Origin of the sequence: Mariniflexile sp., assembly GCF_041583155.1 — a bacterium.
GTDB lineage: Bacteria > Bacteroidota > Bacteroidia > Flavobacteriales > Flavobacteriaceae > Mariniflexile.
This window is the reverse complement of sequence record NZ_JBFHGK010000005.1, coordinates 1-21,676: the sequence shown is the minus strand read 5'-3', so window position 1 is coordinate 21,676 and position 21,676 is coordinate 1. Positions and strand designations below refer to the sequence as shown.

The window sequence follows — 21,676 nt, the reverse complement described above, 5'->3', positions numbered from 1 at the left end:
GTAAAAGGAATCTTAGCAAATTAACCTTAATTGTATTGTGTTTTAAAAATATCTATCAATACATCTGGTGGTACTATTTTATTTGGAAAACTTTCCATTAAATATAAAACCTTAGTTATAGACTCATGGCTTAAACCCATGCGTAGTCCGAAATTATACAGTTTTATAACACCTTTGGAATTATTATCACCTTGATTCTCAATATTCATTAACAACACCAATCTATGGAATTGTACAATACGTTCGCTATGCGATTTTAAGTGAAAATAATTGATTGGATTATCAATCAAATAATCAAAATCCTCACGCGAAATTTCAAGTTGTTTTGAAACGCCTAACAGGAAGTTATATTCTATATTCTTTATATCCTTGTCGTACTTCGCGAAAGCAATCATTTCCGACAGAAGACTTAGTTTTTCTACTCGATTAATCATGGGTTGAGGGATTAATTTGTTACAGTATAAAGATACAACCATGAGTAATTTAATAATCGTAGATAATATGTAACTTATCGAAAACACGAACGTAGTTGGTCGTCCATTTTATTTACTTCATCTCAAAAAAAATAATTTCCTTTAAAAAAAATATTCAAAACACATATTAAAATATTTAAAAATATATTTTTAAAATACTGATTTACAGATTTTTAAAAATATATTTTGCTAACTAAAAATGAAAAATAAAACAATTTTTTAAGGTATCTTTACAAAAATTATAAAAACGCTAGAATGGCTCCGACTAAATTCCATTATCGATGAACGGTAGCTCTTCTTTAGAATAAAAAATATGGCCATGACAAATAATGATATCCTAAAAAAATTACGGGTTGCCTTAAAACTCAGAGACGATGATATTGTAAAGATTTTAGAACTTGTAGATTTTAGAATTAGTAAAAGCGAATTAGGCGCTTTTTTTAGGAGTGAAGACCATCCCAAATATATGGAATGCGGTGATCAGATTTTACGAAATTTTTTAAATGGGTTAGTGATACATTTACGAGGCCCAATGCCTGATAAAAATTCCAAGAAAGAAAAAAATCAAAATTCAAAGTCCCAAAAAGATCAAGATAAGGATTCCGAGAAACCACGTGTTAAGCATACAGAGGGGAAACCTAAAAAAAAGAAAAAAAGTTTGATACATTCCAAAACAAACAAAAAGAGCAACGAATAACGTTGCTCTTTTAATATATAACTAAGATTTCTACTTTTTTCGAAAGTATTTTATGCTAATACCTGTTGTACCTTATCAGCTGCTTCTTGGAATTCAGTAGCACTCATAACATCCAATCCAGAATTATCAATTAATTTTTTAGCAATATCGGCATTTGTACCTTGTAAGCGTACAATAATTGGCACATTAATATTACCCATATTTTTGTAAGCATCAATAACCCCTTGGGCTACTCTATCGCAACGTACAATACCTCCAAAAATATTAATTAAAATAGCCTTTACAGCTGGATCTTTTAATATGATTTTAAATGCTGCTTCTACCCTAGCTGCATCTGCAGTACCACCAACATCTAAAAAGTTTGCTGGCTCCCCTCCTGCTTGTTTAATCAAATCCATGGTTGCCATTGCTAAACCAGCACCATTCACCATACATCCAACATTACCATCTAAATCAACATAATTTAAACCTAGAGCTCCTGCTTCAACTTCAATAGCACTTTCTTCACGTACGTCACGTAAATCAACATAATTTTTATGTCTGAATAGTGAATTATCGTCAATAGTTACTTTAGCATCAACAGCTAATATTTTATTGTCACTTGTTTTTAAAACCGGATTGATTTCAAATAAAGAAGAATCAGATTTCACATAAGCTGTATAAAGATTAGTAACAAACTTTGTCATTTCTTTAAAAGCGTTACCTGACAATCCTAAATTAAAAGCAACACGTCTTGCTTGAAAAGGTAAAATACCCACTGTTGGATCAATTTCTTCGGTAAAAATCAAATGAGGTGTTTCTTCAGCAACAGTTTCAATATCCATTCCACCTTCAGTAGAATACATAATCATGTTGCGACCTGTACCTCTGTTTAAAAGAACAGACATATAGAACTCACTCGTTTCACTTTCACCTGGGTAATAAACATCTTCCGCAATTAAAACTTGATGTACCTTTTTACCAGCAGCAGATGTTTGAGGCGTAATAAGATTCATTCCTATTATTTGTCCTGAAATATCTTCAACTTCTTTAAGATTTTTAGCAAGTTTTACTCCACCACCTTTACCGCGACCACCTGCATGTACTTGTGCCTTTATAACATACCAACTTGTACCAGTTTCGGCAGTTAGTTGTTTCGCAGCTGTTACTGCTTCTTGTGCACTTTGAGCAACAATACCACGTTGGATACGTACGCCAAAGCTGCTTAATATTTCTTTACCTTGATATTCGTGTAAATTCATAACTTGCTAAATCGTTTTAGTTGGGCAAATGTAATATTTAATTATGAAATATAAAATATGAAATACGTGTTTTGGGTTTTGAATTTTACTAACTTACATGTTTATAACGTAATAACTAATACTTAACAATACATTGTTATATAATTAACATTTTGTTTAATTTATTTAAATATTGATTTAATTCTTTTTTTTTAATCTTAAAGAAATATCTTTGACGAAAATTTAAAATTATGTTGGAAAATCAATTGCTTAAAATTGCACAAGATTTTGGAAGTCCGGTATATGTTTATGATGCCGAAAAAATTGAATATCAATACAAAAGATTAACAAATGCTTTTAAAAACGTTAAGCATCTTAAAATAAATTATGCGGTAAAAGCATTATCTAATATATCCATATTAAAGCTATTTAACACATTAGGTTCTGGGATTGATACGGTTTCAATACAAGAGGTTCAATTGGGTTTGGCTGCAGGTTTCACTCCCGAACAAATTATTTTTACACCAAATGGCGTATCTTTAAACGAAATTGAAGAAGCTGCTAAACTTGGTGTTAAAATAAACATTGATAACCTTTCTATTTTAGAGCAATTTGGTACAAAACATCCAAAAACACCAGTTTGTATTCGTATAAATCCTCACGTAATGGCTGGTGGTAATGCTAATATTTCTGTTGGCCATATCGATTCTAAATTCGGAATTTCTATTCATCAAATACCTCATATTTTACGTATTGTTGAAAATACTAAAATGACTATTAATGGTATTCACATGCATACAGGAAGTGATATTTTGGATATTGAGGTATTTCTTTATGCAAGTGAAATTTTATTTGATACAGCAAAACAATTTAAAAATCTAGATTTTATTGATTTCGGTTCTGGTTTTAAAGTTCCTTACAAACAAGGTGATATAGAAACTAATATTGAAGAACTGGGTGAAAAATTATCGGCTAGATTTAATGCGTTCTGTAAAGAATATGGCAAAGATTTGACATTAGCTTTTGAACCTGGTAAATTTTTGGTGAGCGAATCAGGAAACTTTTTAACAAAAGTAAATGCTATTAAACAAACAACTTCAACGGTTTTTGCTCAGGTAGATTCTGGTTTTAATCATTTAATTCGTCCGATGTTTTACGGATCGCATCACGATATTATTAACATTTCCAATCCAAAAGGTCGTGAGCGTTTTTACACAGTTGTTGGTTATATTTGTGAAACCGATACCTTCGGCAACAACCGAAGAATAAACGAAATTAATGAAGGTGATATATTATGCTTTAAAAATGCTGGGGCTTATTGCTTTTCTATGGCAAGTAACTACAATTCTAGATTCCGTCCTGCAGAAGTATTATGGTATAATAATGAAGCACATTTAATAAGAAAAAGAGAAACATTTGATGATATTTTAAAAAATCAAATAGAAATAAATTTTGCTTGTAAAAAGGAAAAACAATTGGTTAAATAACTTTACCAACTAAACCTTTTTTATGAAAATGCTCAACACTTGTTGAGCATTTTTTTGTATTAAAAACACTGTATTTTCAAATAACACTCAAATAAGTTGTTAATTTTCAATATTTTACTTAATATTATATAAATATTCCCCCCTAAGTCTTTTTTCATTAACAGCAACAAACAAAAAAGACTCGTATGTAAAATGCACATTCAAGCGTTATATTATTCTGTAATAGTGCCTTTTTCATTCCTTAAATCGTTTTTGTTTTTTGGTAGTATTCTTGATTCATGACAAACGAAAGACTAATAAACGTATTAATTGTAGAAAACGAAATGATAAGTGGACAACACATGGCGTTACAACTTAAAACGTTGGGTTACCATGTTTCAGGAATTATGCTGCAAGGTGAAGATGCCTTGATTCACCTAAAACAAAATACGCCTGATCTAATTTTGTTAGACATTAATTTAAATGGAGAACTTGATGGCATAGAAACGGCCAAAATTATTCAGCAAGATTATAAAATTCCTATAATATATGTAACTGCAAATTGCGACGACGCCAATTTTAATAAAGCAAAAACCACTAATCCTTACGGTTTTATTTCTAAACCATTCAAAAAACAACAATTACAGCGCAATATAGAATTATCTTTAAATAGGTTTTATTCTGAAAATAACTCAACAACCACCCCTACTGCCAACGAGGAAGACAAATTACCATTTATTTTAAGTGATTGCATTTTTGTAAGGCACCAAGATAAAATGGTTAAGGTACAAATAAATAATATCCTTTATATTGAGGCAGAACGAAACTATTCTCGCATTTACTCAAAAAACAAAGAGTATTTAATAGTTGCAACTCTTAAAGATTTAAATGACAAATTACCTAATCATCATTTTATACGCATTCATAGATCTTTTATTGTAAACATTTCACAAATAGATGAAATTTCCACATCTCATATCGTTATTTCAAAAAAAGCAATTCCAATAAGTTCGGAATCGAAAAAACAACTATTACAACGAATTCAAAAAATATAAATTAAGCTAACGTTAAAAATGAATTTCATTTTATTTAGTTCATTTTCAATTATTTACATTAACAGATAAAAAAAGTCCCTGTTTCGGAAAGAAATAAACCTACTTCATCCTAAATCATTTTTAATTAATGTTTTATAAATGTTACTTATGAATATTATTACCAACTAAAACCAACTAATTCTTGTAAACATGAAAAAGCTAATATTATTGGGGCTTGTTATAGCCCTTTCAGCAGCTTGTAATGAACAAAAACAACGCTACACACAGCAGTCACCAGAGATAGAAACCATTAAAACTCTCATAAAAAATTATAATAACAAAGCTATAGATATAAGTATTTATGCCGACAGTTCGAAAACGTATTATAATTCAAAAACAGACCCAATGTCGCCTAGCGAAACAAAAGCTTACCATGAACAAAGAGAACACTTATATTCATCAAGAATGTTTACCGATGAAGACCCCGAATACGAAATGGTAGTGACTGATGATGGTGAAACTTGGGTGAATTGCTGGCTAAATTGGAAAGGAAGTTTAGCAGGAAACGAAAAAGAAATTGATATGCCTATACATTTAACGTATCAATTTATAGACGGAAAAATTGTAAGAGAAGTTGGGATGTGGGATCCTACAGAAATTGTTTTAACCCTCCAAGCAATAGAACTCGAAAAAAACATGAGTGTTGACGAAAAAACAATTAAAACATCAATGGACATAGTCGTTAAAGCTTGGAACAATAACGACCAAAACTTAATGGCTTCGGTAATGACCAATAATTTCATTAGAACCGCTAATGGTGTTGTAATTGCAAATAATGCTGCAGAATATGGTACCAACCTCATGGATCTCTTTTTTGGTTCTTTTCCCGATTTTAAAGTAACATTAATTAACAGTGCTACCATTAACAATAAAATCCATATTAATTGGATGTGTACTGGCACAAACACTAAACCTTATTTAGGCAAGGATGCTACCAACAGGACTATTAAAACCTATGGCCATAGTGTTTGGACGATTGAAAAAGACGGCAAATTTTCTAGAGAAGATGCATTTTATGATAACCTAACAGTATTTCAACAATTAGGCACACAAGCTCCAAAATAATATAAACAAAATAGGCAGTTTTACATCAACTTAATGTTACAAATAAACATTTCATTTTACAATTATTAAAAGAATTAGTCACTCTCAATTGTAAAGCTGTCTTTTTTATAACTCAAAATAGTACCTACTTAAAAATCCTCCCTAAAAACCATTATACCATAAAAGGTATATGGCTAAATACGCTCCATTTTTAAGAATTCAAATTAGTATCAATATGAAAAAAGCAGGTATCATAGGAGGTTCAGGATTTATTGGGAGTTATATAACAAAGCAATTTCTAGATCATGGATTTCAAGTAAAAGCATCAACTACCGATATTACTAATAAGGAGAAATACGAACATTTAATGGTTTTTAATCATGCTGAAAACCTTTATATAAGCGAACTAAACATATTAGATAAACTTGCTTTAAAAGATTTTGTAAGCGATTGTGATGTGGTAATTCATAGCGGCACACCTTTTATTTTAGAGGTAACAGATCCAAAAACCGAATTGTTAGACCCAACCATTAAAGGTACTGAAAACGTTCTGCATGTTGTTCATAATACACCCAGCGTAGAAAAGCTAGTTTTTATTGCTTCCGTAGGTGCTTATAATACTAATTTTCCATTTCCTGCAGGAACAAAAAGCTTTACTGACACGTTTGATGAAACAGATGTGAAATTCATAAGTACCGAAAGTCACCCTTATGCACAAGCAAAATTCATAGCCAATAAAACAGTAGATAGTTTTATTAAAAAGAATCCTGATTTACATTTTGAAATTAGTTCTGTTTCACCGGTAATGGTTATAGGGAAGGCGTTATCTGAAAGAAAAGATTCCACTTCTGGCGGCATTCAATCTTTGATTAAAAACAACTTAGCTCCAAACGATTTCATGAAAGCAGTATTTGATAATGATGTGCCATTTGCGATGGTGATTGTAGAAGATGTAGCCATTGCCACTTATAAAACAGCTACTACTAATGGAATTCATGGCAAAAATTATTTGCTAACTAGTGAGACTTACAAAGTATCTGACATTCAAGCTATGCTTAACAATAAAAATCCAAAAGAAAATCCAACAATTATTTATCAAAACAACTTAGCTAAACAGGAATTAGATATGCAATTCACTCCTGTAAAAGAAACACTTAATAACTATTTTAATTAATCAACACTAAAACAAACAAAATGAAGAAAACAACAAAATTATTTTTAGTATTCGCTATTATTAGCATTACAAGCGTTTTTTCACAGAAAAAATCAAACGGAACTGTGTTTATTGAGCATCCTGCAATTAAAATTGTAGAAGATATGACTAAGGCCTTTGTAGCTGGAGATTCCGCCAAAGTGGCAAGCTATCTAGCCGATGATTTTAAATCATGGAATGGTGTAGAAACAACAACAAAACCCAAAGGACAAGACAAAGCCTCTTACGCCGGAAATGCAAAATTCTGGCACAATAACCTCGATTATTTTTCAATCTCACGTACAAAAGGCGCCTATCCTGATGCTATTGAGTACAAAGACGATAATCAAAAAAATGTGGTATGGGTGCAAACATGGGAAGACCTTAAAGGCGTGCATAAAAAAACAGGGGTAAAATTTAGTATGCTAATTCATAAACTTTTTGTTGTAAACAAAGACAACAAAATACAAACCATTATCAATTATTTCAACGAAAGTGTATTTGATGAAGTTCGTTCCAGTTTTACAAACAGAACAAATGGCACAATTTATAATCATCATGACAATATAAATACCGTGCGTAAAGCAATGTATGATTTTGAAAACTCAAACATCGATAAATGTTTAAGTTATTACAGCGATGATGCTACTTTTTACGACATAAATGAAACCTTTGGAACATCGAGTACTAAAGCTGAGATTAAACCGATGTGGGAGAAATTTTTAAAGGATTACGAAATTGTAAGTATCGATATGATTGGATATCCCGATTATTTAGAATATGAAATGGGTAATGGTCGAGAAGTTCTATCATGGTGGAATTACCATTTAATTCGAAAATCGGATAAAAAAGCAATAACCGTGCCTTTTCATTTCAGCAATAGCTTTGATGCTGAAGGAAAAATAGTTGCTGAAATGGCATATTATAGCCAAACTTTATTAAGTGCTAAATAAAAACTAGTATTAAAAGGTAGTTTAATAACCCTAAACTACCTTTTCTTTTTTAACAAATTATTTTAAATTAAAAAAATCCAAAAATGAAAAAAACACTCACCCTAGGCATTTTATCAATCGGACTTTGTTTGATTTCTTGCGGAGATTCCAAAAGGAATAAAGACATTAAAATGTATTCCAACACATGGGACCATATTGTTAATGATGGAAATCTGGACCTAATCAACAACACAAATTTTACCGAAAACATAACAATGATATCAAGTCCGGAAAACATTGTTGGCATTGAAAATTTTAAAGCCTATTACCAAAACTTCATAACGGGATTTTCAGATATTAAATTTACAGTTGTTCATATTTTTGGTGAAGGTGAGAACATTGTGAAACATTGGAACTTTAAAGGAACCCACACAGGTGAATTCTTCGGAATTCCAGCTACAGGAAAATCGGTAGATATTGAAGGGGTTACATTAGCCAAAATGAAAGACGGTAAAATTGCACAAGAGCAGGATTTTATGGATAATTCGGTATTTATGCAACAGTTAGGGTTGGCACCAAACCCTGAGAACATAGGTGTAATCGATAAATTGTACTCACATTTTAGTAACGGAGAAATACCTTCCGTTATGGAACTGATGGACAACAATATCGTTTGGAATGAATCTAGTTGCAGCTCGTACTCCAAGGACAACCCATATGAGGGGCCTGAAGCCATACTAAATGGTGTTTTTGGAAAAATTGGCGAAGACAACGACTATTTCAAAATAGAAAATATTGAGCTTACTGGCTTGGGTGAAAATAAAGTGCTTGCATCCCTTAATTATGATGGCAAAATAAAAAAAACTGGAAAAGAGTACAAAACAGGTGTTGTACATTTGTGGACACTAAATAATGGAAAGATAACTGCCTTTCAGCAGTATATAGGTCAAGGCGAACAATAACCAGAAAAAACATTCATATATTGCTTGCTAAATTCTATAAAGCAGATTTCCTTTAGAAAAACAAATTTGTCTATGATAATTAAAACGAACCGCATTGAATCCATAGATGTTTTAAGAGGTGTTGTTATGGTACTAATGGCACTAGATCATGTTAGAGACTATTTCCATTATGGTTCTTTTTATTCTGATCCTACCAATCTTGAAACCACAACACCTTTTTTATTTTTCACTAGGTTTATAACACATTATTGTGCACCCGTTTTTATTTTTTTAGCGGGTACATCTGCTTTCTTATATGGAAGTAATAAAACAAAACCAGCACTCTTTAAATTCTTATTAACTCGAGGCCTATGGCTTATTTTGCTCGAGATAGTGGTTAATAACCTAATTTGGTCTTTTGATATTTATTATGACTTTATCGTTTTACAAGTTATTTGGGCCATAGGCTTAAGTATGATTATCTTATCATTTTTAATTTTTCTTCCCAAGCAGTTATTACTCGCTTTAGGTTTCATAATCGTTTTTGGACATAATTTATTGGATAAAATCATTTTCCAAGGAGATAGTATTGATGCCATTATTTGGTATATATTACACCAAGGAAATCAAATTTCTATCAATTCCGACAGAATGATTGGTATATATTACCCCATTCTACCTTGGGTGGGTGTAATCATTTTGGGTTATTGCATGGGGAACCTTTATCTTAAAAATTTTGAAGCAGCTATTAGAAAAAAATGGTTATTAGTAATGGGTTTAACAGCTACTATTCTCTTTTTCATAATAAGGAGTGTTAATTTTTATGGTGATTTGGCTCCATGGGTATGGCAAGACACTACAACAAAAACCATACTATCCTATTTTAATGTAACCAAATACCCGCCTTCTTTAGCCTATACTTTAATTACATTAGGGCCCGCTTTACTCTTTTTATATGGTATTGAAAAAGTAAGCAACAAACTAACCAACTTTTTTCTAGTCTTTGGCAGGGTACCTCTTTTTTATTACTTCCTACATATATTAGTAATTCATATTTTGGCTATTATTGGTCTTTTAACTTTTGGTGGAAACTGGAGCGATATGATTCTTAATTCGGAAGTATTTCAAGGTGGAAAACTCATAAATTACGGCTATCCGCTTTTAATTGTGTATTTAGTTTGGATTAGTGTAATATTTCTACTTTACTTTCCGAGTAAAAAATACATGACCTATAAAGCTAATAATAAAGACAAATGGTGGTTGAGTTATTTATAAAAACCCTAAATCTAATTTTTTAAATGATTCAAAAAGAGGAAAATTTAACCAGAAGCGTTGGAGTTTTAGGTTTATCAGCAAATATTATTAATATTATGATAGGTGCAGGTATCTTTGCGCTTCCTGCTGTAATAGCTTCTAAAATGGGAGCTTCCAGTGTTATCGCTTACATATTTTGTGGTATTTTAATAGCATTGATTATGCTTTGTTTTGCCGAAGCGGGTAGTAAAGTCACCAATACTGGTGGTCCTTACTCCTATATTGAAACCGCATTTGGAGACTATGCAGGCTTTATTGGTGGCTTTTTTGCCATTGCAGCTATGATGTTTGCTGATGCTGCGGTCTCAAATGCCTTAATTAATTTACTGGCTTCTGCATACCCTTTTTTTGAAAATGAATGGATTCGATTTTTATCATTATTTGTTTTATTTTATGGATTAGTTTCCGTTAATATTTTAGGTATTAAACAAGGTATGGGATTAATAAAATTTAATACCATTGCTAAACTAATCCCACTGATTCTATTAATAACCATTGGCTGGAAAAATGTTGAAATTGGCAATTTATATATAAATACCATGCCCAGCATTGGCACTTTGGGAGAAACATCATTAATTTTATTTTTCGCCTTTATAGGTTGTGAAACCGGACTTATTGTAGGTGGTGAAGTTTTAAACCCAAAACGCACTATACCTAAAGCTATTTTTATAAGTATAACCGCCGTTATAGTTATTTACTCACTAATTCAAACTGTATGTCAAGGTGTACTGGGTTCAAATTTACCTAATTTTAAAGCTGAACCACTAGCCGAAACTGCTAAGGTTATATTTGGGCCATTTGGTTTTATGCTTTTACTTATTGGTGCCGCTATTTCTATGTTTGGTATGTTGAGCGGCTCAATTCTTAACAGTCCGCGTGTAGTATATGCACTTGCCAGAGATAAAGTAATCCCTATACAAGCCTTAGCTAAAATCCATAAATCCTTCGAGACGCCTTATATTGCCATATTCATATATGCTTCTTTTGGTTTTACACTAGCAGTTACTGGCAGTTTTGAACAATTAATTGTAATAGCAAGCAGCTCCATGTTAATACTTTATTTAGGAGTGTCGCTATCTGTTATAAAATTACGTAGCATGCAAAAAACTCAACCTGGTGAATTTGAAATTCCTGGCGGATTAACTGTCCCTATACTATCCATTGTAATTATTATTTATTTCTTATTCAACCTTTCAAAAAAGGAGATGATAGGAACGGGAATCATCTTTCTTATTTTAACTATCATTTATTTCCTAATTAAAATGCTTGGTAAGAAAACCAAAAATTAAGGAAATCCTTATTCTAACCAAAAACGTTTCAATTCTATTAAATAATAATGAAACGCTTTTGTGCCTTTAAGAGGTTTGTTATCTTATTGCTTAAGAAACTTTTTAGTTACGATTCCTTTATTAGTTTTAATTAAGGCAAAAAATAATCCTGAGTTTAAATCTTTTACATCAATAGAAGATTTATCTGTTGTCTCTTTTAAAACAACTCTACCAGAGACATCTGAAATAGTAATTTCTTGAATATAAATAAAACTGGCAACACTTAATTCAAAAACATCTTTAATTGGATTATTTATTAATTTTATGTGTGAGTCTATCGTCTGAAATTTTTCATTACTTAATGGATTATTATATAATCGTTCCATAAGAGTTACATCTAAGCTTAAGTCACTTATTTCTAATCGTGTAGATCTAAAAATAAGATTGCTACTATTGTCATCATAGTAATAATACGACGTTGAAGTTGCCGAAGTGGTAGCTCCAAAAAACTGAGAAACACTCATGGTTAAATTTTTAACGATTTTCAACCTTGTAACGGGCCCATCAAAAGCACCAATTTTTAAAGTTCCGTAGGCATCTACGTTAACATCTATAGTACTAGGATTTACAATATTACCCGAATAACCACTACCGCTAAATGTTCCCGAAACCATATCTGAATTTAAATAATTATAAGACAATGGAAATGTTCCTATAACACCATTATCGGTATATATATTTTGAAATTCATTAGTTCTTTCGGATGCGATAGCTACTGCTCCTGAAGTATTAAGAACCATTTCACTAATTAATGTAGTACCTTCCTTTGTTTGAATTATTGAAGATTCATAAGTGTCTGTATAAATATTTGAAGTATCTGTTAACCCCGTAAAATCCCAGGAAACATTCCCTGAAGTCGACTGGTTTATAGAACCTTGTACACGTACATATTGAGATCCTGATGCGCTTTGAAATTGTTCGATATCTGCTTGAGAAAAGCCTAAAAGAACAACAAAACATAATGCCAATGATAGTAATTTTGTTTTCATATAATGTATTTAGTTAGTTGCTAGTTAACCAAACGTACGAAAAAATTAATTATTTATATCGGCTTTTTCATACAATACATCGAACCTAAGTGTAGTTTAAAATTCCTTGTTATAAAACATATTCCTTACTTCTACTAGTCCTTAACCTTTCCTGAAAATAAATTTACTTTAGAATTAAACGGATTGCCAGATGCGCGACGCAATAATACTACCTGTCCGCAATGCCAAATGGCATCTGAAATAGGGCCATTAATAAGGTTCCAAAAAGGCACCTCGGTAGTGTTAAGTTGAAAAGGTGCTTCTGTATTTCTTAAAGCATCTGAAACTAACTTGAAATTTGTTAAAGTTTGTTTTCTAATAGCCTCGAAATTAAATTGCGCTATATTCGTGTCTTTTTCATTTATTAAAACGCTATTTCTTATAAACTTAGATAAACTATAAATATGCTCGATGGTTTCTCTAGTTTCCCGTCCGGATTCACTTGGTTTATAATTTAAATCTTCCTCTCGCAAACCTTCGGTAGCCCAATAATATCGAAACCCTAAAGCGTCAATCATTCTTGCCGCTACAGTACCTTCTGTGTAGGACTCGGTATAGTCTGGAATCTCATAATATGGTAGTGTATTATCTAATTGTGCCATGACCAGAAAAGAATTTATAAAGACAAAGATAAAAAGGATTTTTTTCATTGAATCATTAGTCTGAAATTCAATTATTTAACCCCATACTTATCAAACAAATACACTAAAGATGTCATAGTGGCAGCTCCTAATTCTAGTTCACGCTTATTTACAGCGTCAAACGTATCATTACTTGCATGATGATGATCAAAATAACGCTGTGAATCGGGACGTAAACCTGCTAAAACATTAGTTTTTGTTTTTAAAGGTCCTACATCGGCGCCACTTCCACCCTTTTCAAAATAATCAATTAAATAAGGCTTAAATAAACTTTTCCAGCTTAAAACCTGATTGTAATTTGCATCACTACAATCAAAACTAAAACCACGTGGTGTAAAACCGCCTGCATCACTTTCTAATGCAAAAACATGGTTTTCATTATTCTTTTTAGCTTCTTCTGCGTATTTATTTCCACCACGTAAACCATTTTCCTCATTCATAAACAAAACAACACGAATGCTACGTTTTGGTTTAATACCTGTTTCTTTTATCAATCGTAAGACTTCCATAGATTGCACTACGCCAGCACCATCATCGTGAGAGCCATCACCTAAATCCCAAGAATCCAAATGACCTCCAACTACCATATACTGATTAGGAAATTCGCTTCCTGTTATTTCTCCTATAACATTATAAGATTGTACATCGGCCAATTGCTTACAATTTTGTTTAAAATAAAGTTTTATATCATTGTTTAATTGCAGCATGGTACTTAAAACCTCGGCATCATTAGTGCTAATAGCTGCTGCCGGAATTCGTTTTTCTACGGGAATATCATCATAAGTCATACTTCCGGTGTGTGGCAAATCGTCTAAACGTAAATTCATAGATCTAACAATTACACCAACTGCTCCGTATTTTGATGCTTCAACAGCCCCTTTGTAGCGTTGGTTAACACACCCCCCGTAAGCTTCAAACGTCTGAATTAAATCCGCCTGCATGGGTCGATTATAAAACACTATTTTACCTTCAATATTAGCCTTGCCTAGAGTTGCTAATTCTTCAAAATTTTTAACTTCAACAACATGAGCTTTAATTCCCAGTGCTGGAGTAGCCACAGAACCTCCTAAGGCACAAATATTAACCGTATTGGTTTTTCCTGGAACGGTTTCAATATAAGCATATTCCTTAGCACCACGTACCCAACGCGGCACCATTACGGGTTGTAACCAAACCTTATCTAAACCAAGTTTTTCTAACTCTTCTTTTGTATAAGCTACTGCTCTTTCTGCTCCTAACGACCCTGACAACCTACTGCCTATTTGGTTTGATAAATGATTTAACCAATTATAACTATTACCATTTGTTAGTGATGTGCTGTATATGTTTTTTAAAACAACCTCATCGGTTTGAGCATTTATACTGGTAAAAATTAATAAACAGAGAAGTGTTGTGAAGGATTTTATCATAGCATTTATTTTGGAAAGTTTAAAAATAGTATTATTCAAAAAAGGGATATCTAAAAGAAATCATAAAACTTTATCTGATTTTTATATTCTCATTTATTTCTACTATTTTTCTTATAAAAGTATCGTTTGAACGCGGACTAATATATATTTCATCATATTTATTATATTTTACAATCAATCCCTTTGCCGCCGTTGCTGGTTTTAATCCTACCCAAAGTGTTTTGTTTTTAATTATTTCTTTTATGCTGGCTATTGCAATTTCTCCTTGAATGGGTCCACTTTTATATTTTAATGCTGTTTCGGTTAATTCGTATTTCGTATCGAAAAACAGCCATAATAAAAATGACACGACACATACAATAGTAACCAAAGGAAATATACCTTTAATGCTAGCATTTTCCTTAAAAAAATCAAAAATAACGATCCCTAATAGTAATGAGCAAACCGTTAAAATTACCAAAGTAAATAACACATCTTTTCTACTAGAAAATTTCATAGACCATTTATTTATTCGTTAATTAATTGTTCTTTATATAGCTCTAAATTGGCTTTTATTTTATCGTCCAATTCTGGTTCCTCAATATCAGTATATTTAATTAATGTATCGTACATAATTTTTGCAACTATGTACCGCGAGGTATCTTTATCATCGGCGGGAATTATATACCAGGGCGCATGAGGTTTAGATGTTCTATTTAAAACATCTTCGTAGCAATTTTGGTACTGGTCCCAAAGCTGACGTTCTTTTAAATCGCCTGCAGAAAATTTCCAGTTCTTCTCCTGTTTTTCTAACCGACGAAGTAATCTGTACTTTTGTTCTTCTTTTGATAGGTTTAAGAAAAACTTAAAAATGATTGTACCATTTGAAGCAATGTGCTTTTCGAAATTATTAATTTGCTCAAAACGACTATCCCAGAATGCCTCATTAACATCTTCAACAGAATTAACCGTAGGTAAATTTTCATTTAAAATATATTCGGGATGCACTCTAGTTACTAATACATTTTCATAGTGCGTTCTATTAAAAACTCCAAACTTGCCATGTTCAGGAAGTGCAATGTAGTGTCTCCATAAAAAATCATGTCCTAACTCTAACTCTGTTGGCACTTTAAAACTGTGTACCACTACCCCACGCACATTAAATTCCTTAAAAACTTCTCGAATTAAACTATCCTTTCCTGCCGTATCCATGCCTTGCAAACATACCAAAACGGAATATTTATCATGGGCATACATAGTATCTTGTAATTTACCTAAATCTTCTCGAATTTTATTGAGTTTTTTATCCGATTTTTTAATAACTACTTTTGTTTCAACATCTTTTAAAGTAATTGGAGCCGTTACTTTGTAGGTTTCAATAAAATTATCTTTCATCTATTTAGATTTTTTTATAAATATAGTAAATCCCACAATTTCGACGAAAAACACTAGTATAATTAATGTTTTTAATACCTTAGCCATACCTATTTATGTAATACCCCAAATATTATGAAACAATTTTACTTATTAGTAATTTTAATTACTTCGTTTGCTGTAAACGGACAATCGAGTTGTGATAATGCCAATTATTACCTTGTTAGCGCCTACTCGCATGTAAAAACATCGTATGAAGCGAATAATATCAGTCATTTAAAATATTCTGCAAACCGCTCGGTTGAAGCTTTAAAACTTTCTAAAAAAACCTTACCAACTTGCAGCTGCGAAAAAGCCTTGGAATTAGCTGATAAAGCTATTTTTCTTTTATCTAAAGTGGAAAATGCAGAAACTTATGAGGACGGCCGATTTTACGTTAAGCAAGGTCGAGATATGTGTCAGGAAAGTGTGATTGAAATTGATAAATGTGCCACTTCCAAAAAGACCACCGAAACCGTTAACGAGCAATCATTGAACGATTTAGAGAAAGAACAACTAAAACTAAAACAACAACAAGAAGCTTTAAAACTAAAAGAAGCTGAAATTAAAGCGAAGTTAGCTGAACAGAAAGAAAGAGAAATACATCTTAAAAAAGAGCAATTAATTTTAAATTATAAAACTCTTTTAAGCTCTAATATCAAAACTTACAATGAAACTTTAAAAGCTTGTAATTGCAATCATAAAACGATTTCGAATAGTGATGATGCATCGTCAGATATTTCAAACAATAATCTGGAGGAAATTAAAGTATTTTACATTGAAAAATTAAAAACTATAGCCGAAAATTATTTAGCTGAATTAAATACCTGCCATTAACAATTAGCTAAAAAAAAGAAACCCTATAAAGTAAATTTATAGGGTTTTGTTTTATTTAGAAGCAAACATTTTAACATCCTGTTCACTGACTTCCGAACCTCCTAAAATAATAAGACGTTCTACAACATTACGAAGTTCTCTAATATTACCAGTCCAATCATAATCTTGAAGCAGTTTTATAGCCTTATCCGAAAATACTTTTTTAGCATTACCTTGTTCGCTAGCTATTTTTTCGGCAAAATGGTTTACAAGTAATGGAATATCCTCTCGTCTATCATTTAAAGCAGGAACTTTAATTAAAATAACGGCAAGGCGGTGGTATAAATCTTCTCGAAACCTACCTTCACTTATTTCTTTTTTTAAATCTTTGTTAGTTGCAGCAACCACACGTACATTCACCTTTATGTCTTTATCGCTACCAACACGCTGAATACGGCTTTCCTGTAATGCACGGAGTACCTTGGCTTGTGCCGGTAAGCTCATATCGCCTATTTCATCAAGAAAAATAGTACCCCCATTAGCAGCTTCAAACTTGCCTGCTCTATCTTTAACTGCACTTGTAAAAGCGCCTTTAACGTGACCAAATAATTCACTTTCAATTAATTCACTTGGGATAGCGGCGCAATTCACTTCAATCATAGAACCATTAGCCCGATCACTTTTTTGGTGTAACCAATGGGCAACCAACTCTTTTCCGGTACCATTAGGTCCTGTTATAAGTACTCGAGCATCTGTTTGGGCTACTTTCTCAATAATATCTTTTATATGAGAAATGGCCTTACTCTCACCAATCATCTCAAAATTTTTGCTCACTTTCTTTTTAAGCAATTTATTTTCAACAACCAGCTCTTTTCTATCCAAGGCATTTCTAACGGTATTTAAAAGCCTATTTAAATCTGGTGGTTTTGAGATATAATCAAACGCTCCCAATCGCATGGTATTTACAGCAGTATCCAAATCGCCATGGCCAGAAATCATGACCATCGGAATTTCTGGTTTTATTTTTTTAGTGGCTTCTAACACTTCAACGCCATCCATTTTCGGCATTTTTATGTCGCAAAGAATTAAATCGTAATCGTCGTTTTTTATCTTTTCTAAGCCAACAAGTCCATCTTCTGCCTCCTCTACTTGATAAGTATCGTTTTCTTCTGAAAGAATTTTTACCAGCACACGTCTGATAGCAGCTTCATCTTCTATTATTAAAATTTTCGGCATTTTTTTATATGATTTTAGAACACAGCTTCGCTAGACGAAGGACTATATTCCTATTTTGTAATTCGTGGTTTAATTTAGTTATTATTACCTGAACTATTGTTAAAATCAGATTGTTTTAAATTCAAATTAACACTTTGATTTGGTTTTTGAATGATATTAATATCACGCTGAGGAAATGGTATGCTGATATTATTTTCCCTAAATAGTCTATCTATTTCAAATCTAACTTCACTTCTAATAGCATTGGAATTAAAACTATCATGAATGGTAAAAATAACTTTAAAATCTAAAGAACTATCTCCAAAATTGGTAAAACGCACGGCAATATCTTCTCTGCTTAGCACTTGCGGAATATTACTAACTGCTTCTATAAGTAGTTTTTTAACTAATTGTACATTCGATCCATAGGCTACTCCAACCTCAACAGATTCTCTGGTGTCGGCACCGTTCTGAGTCCAATTATAAAGGCTATTTTCCAAATATAAATGATTTGGTATGATTAATACTTTATTATCTATAGTAACTGCCCTTGTGGTTCTAAGTTTTATTTCTTCTACTCTACCTATTTTTCCTTCTATTTCTATAACATCGCCAACATGTACTGTTTGATCTACTAAAATAAAAACCCCTGAAATGATATCTTGGAACAAGGTTTGTAATGCCAAACCAATACCAATCATTAAAGCGGCGGAAGCAGCAAAAACAGCAGTAATATCAACCCCAACGGCATTAAGCGTCATTAGTAAAATTAATAGATACACTAACCACCTAAAATAGCCAAATACGACGTTAAATTTCCCCTTATCATCATCTGGAAGTTTCTGAGTTATAAGCCTTAAAATAACTCTTAGTATTATGGTTGTTATAAAGATGACAGTGATAATAATCAAAACATCCTTTACCGAAATACTTATTTTATCTGTAAAATCTATGTGATTATTCAGAAATGCTTTTAAATCATTCCAAATGGAACTTTTTGATACAGCTTTTTCTATTTTATCTATTTCTTGAGTCATGTTTTAGTATTTAATCCATTTTATCAGCTCTTTATAACTTGGTTTTTTGCCATACATTAAAATACCTACCCGGTAAATTTTGGCAGCAAACCAAACCGTGAACATAAAGGTAGCAATTAAAAGTAATAAAGACAGTAATTGTTGCCAAATAGGTACCCCAAACGGTATTCGCATTAGCATAACTACTGGCGATGTTAGAGGTATGAAAGAAAACACTGTTGAAACCGTACCATGAGGATCCTCAATAACTGTAAAGAACCCAATGTAAACAGCCAATATTAACGGCATAATAATAGGCATCATAAATTGTTGGGTATCGGTTTCATTATCAACAGCGGCACCAATTGCAGCATAAAAGGAACTATATAATAAATAACCACCTATAAAAAATAATATGAAAGCAAAAATCAAATTAACTAAAGGTAAATTGTTAAATGCATTAATAAAATCTTGAACATGGGTACTTAACTCCGGGGTTGCCATAGTTTGTTGCATAATCTCCTGTTGTGGCGTTTGGGTTTCAATTCCAAAAACTAAGGATAATACTAACATTAATATACTTCCAATTATCAGCCAGATAACAAACTGAGTAATTCCAGCTAACGAGGTTCCAATAATTTTACCTAGCATTAATTGAATTGGCTTTACCGAAGAAATAATGACTTCAATAATTCGGCTCGTTTTTTCTTCTATCACACTACGCATTATCATGTTACCATATATGATGATGAACATGAACAACAAATACCCAGAAACGCCTCCAAAAGCGAGCTTCATAACACTATCTATTTTTGAAGTCTTCTGGCCTTCAAAGCTCTCCTGCCCAATGTTTATTCTAATTTTTGAAGCATTAATTTTTGCAACATCAACACCGTTTTGTTGCATATTAATATCAGTTAATTTTTGTTCAAGTTTAGATTCTAAATCGGAAATAATACTAAGCGATGGCGATTCCTCTGAAAAAAACTTAATATGGTTTGATATCTTAGAAACATCTTCCACCTTATCTACATACAGCAAACCATAAGCATTTGTTTCTTTTACAAGTGCTTTAGCCTCTTCAAAAGACATATTTTCTAGAACATTGTATGTTGTATGGTTAGTGCTTTCAAAAACATCTTTAATTATTCCCGATTCATCAAAAATAGCAATGGTGCGAATTTTATCATTATTTAATTGGGATAAATACGTTACTACCGCTATAAGTGCGATCATAATAAGCGGACTTAAAAATGTCATTATTATAAACGATTTGTTTCTAACCTTTGTTAAATATTCCCGTTTAATTATTAGTGGTAAATGGTTCATTTGATTAATTGTTCTTTACAGTTCTAATAAAAATATCATTAACACTTGGTATCAGTTCCACAAAATGCGACACTTCGCCTTTTGAAGTTAAAAAACTAAGTAAATCGTTAGGTTTACTATCTTCAGAAAGCTTTATGTTTAATTTTAAATCGTCTTCCAAGGTTTTGAAATTAGCTAAAGACATTTCAAATCTATCAGCTAGTTCGCGTTGCAATAAAGCATTATCTGCTGTTTTGATACCTACTTCGAATGTATTTGTTTTAAATTGACGCTTAATATCAACTAATTTTCCATCCAAAATTTTGTTAGATTTATGTATCAAAGCTATATCATCACACAACTCTTCTACCGATTCCATGCGGTGTGTAGAAAAAATGACCGTGGCTCCCTGGTCCCGCAAATGTAAAATTTCGTCTTTTATTAAATTAGCATTTATTGGGTCGAAACCCGAAAAAGGTTCATCGAAAATTAAAAGTTTGGGTTGATGTAACACGGTAACCACAAACTGAATTTTTTGCGCCATCCCCTTGGATAATTCCTGAATCTTTTTGTTCCACCAATCGCCAATTTCTAAGCGTTCAAACCAATAATTTAATCGTTCCTTAGCTTCTGCCTTACTCAAACCTTTTAATTGAGCTAAGTATAATGCCTGTTCACCAACTTTCATGGTTTTGTACAAACCGCGTTCTTCAGGCAAATAACCAATATCCTTAATGTGCGATGGGTTAAGTAATTGGCCATCTAAATGCACTGTACCCAAATCGGGCATGGTAATTTGGTTAATAATACGTATAAGTGTTGTTTTTCCCGCACCATTCGGACCTAATAATCCAAAAATACTGCCTTTTTGAACTGAAATGGAAACGTTATTAAGGGCTTTAAAATCTCCGAAATTTTTCGAAACTTGGTTAACTTCTAATAAGTTATTCATGTGGTATTTTCTATTTTTTTTTTCAAAGGACACATGGTGCATCCATATAATCATTTTAGTAAGACATTAAGTTTTTGTTATGGATGGTTCATGTGGTATTTTCTATTTTTTTTTCAAAGGACACATGGTGCATCCATTTAATCATTTTAGTAAGACATTAAGTTTTTGTTATGGATGGTTCATGTGGTATTTTCTATT

General features: G+C 32.0%; 21 protein-coding genes. 10 read left to right on the top strand and 11 right to left on the bottom strand.

Going from position 1 to position 21,676, the window contains the following annotated elements; translation table 11 throughout:
- Window positions 1-26 precede the first annotated feature (26 nt).
- Window positions 27-434, bottom strand: coding sequence for a TerB family tellurite resistance protein (locus tag ABYI63_RS02900; RefSeq protein ID WP_372753250.1), 408 nt, complete (start codon window positions 432-434; stop codon window positions 27-29).
- A gap of 358 nt (window positions 435-792) precedes the next feature.
- Here ABYI63_RS02900 and ABYI63_RS02895 point away from each other — a divergent pair, with 358 nt between their 5' ends.
- Window positions 793-1,170 carry a DUF1456 family protein gene (locus ABYI63_RS02895; RefSeq protein WP_372753248.1) on the top strand — a complete coding sequence of 126 codons (378 nt, stop codon included), beginning with the start codon at window positions 793-795 and terminating at the stop codon, window positions 1,168-1,170.
- Between the two features lie 50 nt (window positions 1,171-1,220).
- On the opposite strand, the gene sucC is transcribed toward ABYI63_RS02895, so the two are convergent.
- On the bottom strand, window positions 1,221-2,411 hold the full coding sequence (gene sucC, locus ABYI63_RS02890) for an ADP-forming succinate--CoA ligase subunit beta (RefSeq protein WP_372753246.1): 1,191 nt from the start codon (window positions 2,409-2,411) through the stop codon (window positions 1,221-1,223).
- Between the two features lie 230 nt (window positions 2,412-2,641).
- Between sucC and lysA the strand changes: the two genes are divergently transcribed.
- From lysA to ABYI63_RS02850, 8 genes are all read left to right on the top strand, one after another.
- Window positions 2,642-3,877 carry a diaminopimelate decarboxylase gene (lysA, locus tag ABYI63_RS02885; RefSeq protein WP_372753244.1) on the top strand — a complete coding sequence of 412 codons (1,236 nt, stop codon included), beginning with the start codon at window positions 2,642-2,644 and terminating at the stop codon, window positions 3,875-3,877.
- Window positions 3,878-4,155: 278 nt separating this feature from the next.
- A complete protein-coding gene (locus tag ABYI63_RS02880) occupies window positions 4,156-4,911 on the top strand; it encodes a LytR/AlgR family response regulator transcription factor (RefSeq protein WP_372753242.1) in 756 nt (251 codons plus the stop codon).
- A gap of 189 nt (window positions 4,912-5,100) precedes the next feature.
- Window positions 5,101-6,015, top strand: a complete 915-nt coding sequence (locus tag ABYI63_RS02875; protein ID WP_372753240.1) for an ester cyclase — start codon at window positions 5,101-5,103, stop codon at window positions 6,013-6,015.
- A gap of 169 nt (window positions 6,016-6,184) precedes the next feature.
- Window positions 6,185-7,168 carry an NAD-dependent epimerase/dehydratase family protein gene (locus tag ABYI63_RS02870; RefSeq protein ID WP_372753238.1) on the top strand — a complete coding sequence of 328 codons (984 nt, stop codon included), beginning with the start codon at window positions 6,185-6,187 and terminating at the stop codon, window positions 7,166-7,168.
- A 20-nt stretch (window positions 7,169-7,188) separates the two neighbouring features.
- Window positions 7,189-8,139, top strand: a complete 951-nt coding sequence (locus ABYI63_RS02865) for a nuclear transport factor 2 family protein (protein WP_372753236.1) — start codon at window positions 7,189-7,191, stop codon at window positions 8,137-8,139.
- An 83-nt stretch (window positions 8,140-8,222) separates the two neighbouring features.
- Window positions 8,223-9,080, top strand: coding sequence for an ester cyclase (locus ABYI63_RS02860; RefSeq protein ID WP_372753234.1), 858 nt, complete (start codon window positions 8,223-8,225; stop codon window positions 9,078-9,080).
- 72 nt (window positions 9,081-9,152) lie between these two features.
- Window positions 9,153-10,334, top strand: coding sequence for a DUF1624 domain-containing protein (locus ABYI63_RS02855; RefSeq protein WP_372753232.1), 1,182 nt, complete (start codon window positions 9,153-9,155; stop codon window positions 10,332-10,334).
- 23 nt (window positions 10,335-10,357) lie between these two features.
- Window positions 10,358-11,662 carry an APC family permease gene (locus tag ABYI63_RS02850; RefSeq protein ID WP_372753230.1) on the top strand — a complete coding sequence of 435 codons (1,305 nt, stop codon included), beginning with the start codon at window positions 10,358-10,360 and terminating at the stop codon, window positions 11,660-11,662.
- 83 nt (window positions 11,663-11,745) lie between these two features.
- Here the strand turns inward: ABYI63_RS02850 and ABYI63_RS02845 are convergent, their stop codons facing one another.
- The 5 genes from ABYI63_RS02845 to ABYI63_RS02825 all read right to left on the bottom strand — a co-directional run bounded on the left by ABYI63_RS02845 (window position 11,746) and on the right by ABYI63_RS02825 (window position 16,153).
- The gene (locus ABYI63_RS02845; protein WP_372753228.1) at window positions 11,746-12,690 is read right to left on the bottom strand and encodes a T9SS type A sorting domain-containing protein; all 945 of its coding nucleotides are present in this window, start codon (window positions 12,688-12,690) and stop codon (window positions 11,746-11,748) included.
- 134 nt (window positions 12,691-12,824) lie between these two features.
- Window positions 12,825-13,331 (bottom strand): hypothetical protein, encoded by a 507-nt coding sequence (locus tag ABYI63_RS02840; RefSeq protein WP_372753226.1) that lies wholly within the window; start codon window positions 13,329-13,331, stop codon window positions 12,825-12,827.
- A 71-nt stretch (window positions 13,332-13,402) separates the two neighbouring features.
- Window positions 13,403-14,779, bottom strand: a complete 1,377-nt coding sequence (locus tag ABYI63_RS02835; RefSeq protein ID WP_372753224.1) for a M20/M25/M40 family metallo-hydrolase — start codon at window positions 14,777-14,779, stop codon at window positions 13,403-13,405.
- Between the two features lie 70 nt (window positions 14,780-14,849).
- Window positions 14,850-15,275: a PH domain-containing protein gene (locus ABYI63_RS02830; protein ID WP_372753222.1), complete on the bottom strand. Its 426-nt coding sequence runs from the start codon at window positions 15,273-15,275 to the stop codon at window positions 14,850-14,852.
- An 11-nt stretch (window positions 15,276-15,286) separates the two neighbouring features.
- Window positions 15,287-16,153, bottom strand: coding sequence for a PPK2 family polyphosphate kinase (locus ABYI63_RS02825; protein ID WP_372753219.1), 867 nt, complete (start codon window positions 16,151-16,153; stop codon window positions 15,287-15,289).
- Window positions 16,154-16,267: 114 nt separating this feature from the next.
- Between ABYI63_RS02825 and ABYI63_RS02820 the strand changes: the two genes are divergently transcribed.
- Complete coding sequence (locus tag ABYI63_RS02820; protein WP_372753217.1) at window positions 16,268-17,008, top strand: hypothetical protein; 741 nt, start codon at window positions 16,268-16,270, stop codon at window positions 17,006-17,008.
- A 51-nt stretch (window positions 17,009-17,059) separates the two neighbouring features.
- Here ABYI63_RS02820 and ABYI63_RS02815 read toward each other — a convergent pair whose 3' ends face one another.
- The 4 genes from ABYI63_RS02815 to ABYI63_RS02800 all read right to left on the bottom strand — a co-directional run bounded on the left by ABYI63_RS02815 (window position 17,060) and on the right by ABYI63_RS02800 (window position 21,478).
- Window positions 17,060-18,223, bottom strand: coding sequence for a sigma-54-dependent transcriptional regulator (locus ABYI63_RS02815; RefSeq protein WP_372753215.1), 1,164 nt, complete (start codon window positions 18,221-18,223; stop codon window positions 17,060-17,062).
- Between the two features lie 74 nt (window positions 18,224-18,297).
- Window positions 18,298-19,239 (bottom strand): mechanosensitive ion channel family protein, encoded by a 942-nt coding sequence (locus ABYI63_RS02810; RefSeq protein WP_372753213.1) that lies wholly within the window; start codon window positions 19,237-19,239, stop codon window positions 18,298-18,300.
- A gap of 3 nt (window positions 19,240-19,242) precedes the next feature.
- Entirely contained in the window at window positions 19,243-20,547 is a 1,305-nt protein-coding gene (locus ABYI63_RS02805) for an ABC transporter permease (RefSeq protein ID WP_372753211.1), read from the bottom strand.
- A gap of 4 nt (window positions 20,548-20,551) precedes the next feature.
- Window positions 20,552-21,478, bottom strand: a complete 927-nt coding sequence (locus ABYI63_RS02800) for an ABC transporter ATP-binding protein (protein WP_372753209.1) — start codon at window positions 21,476-21,478, stop codon at window positions 20,552-20,554.
- Window positions 21,479-21,676 lie beyond the last annotated feature (198 nt).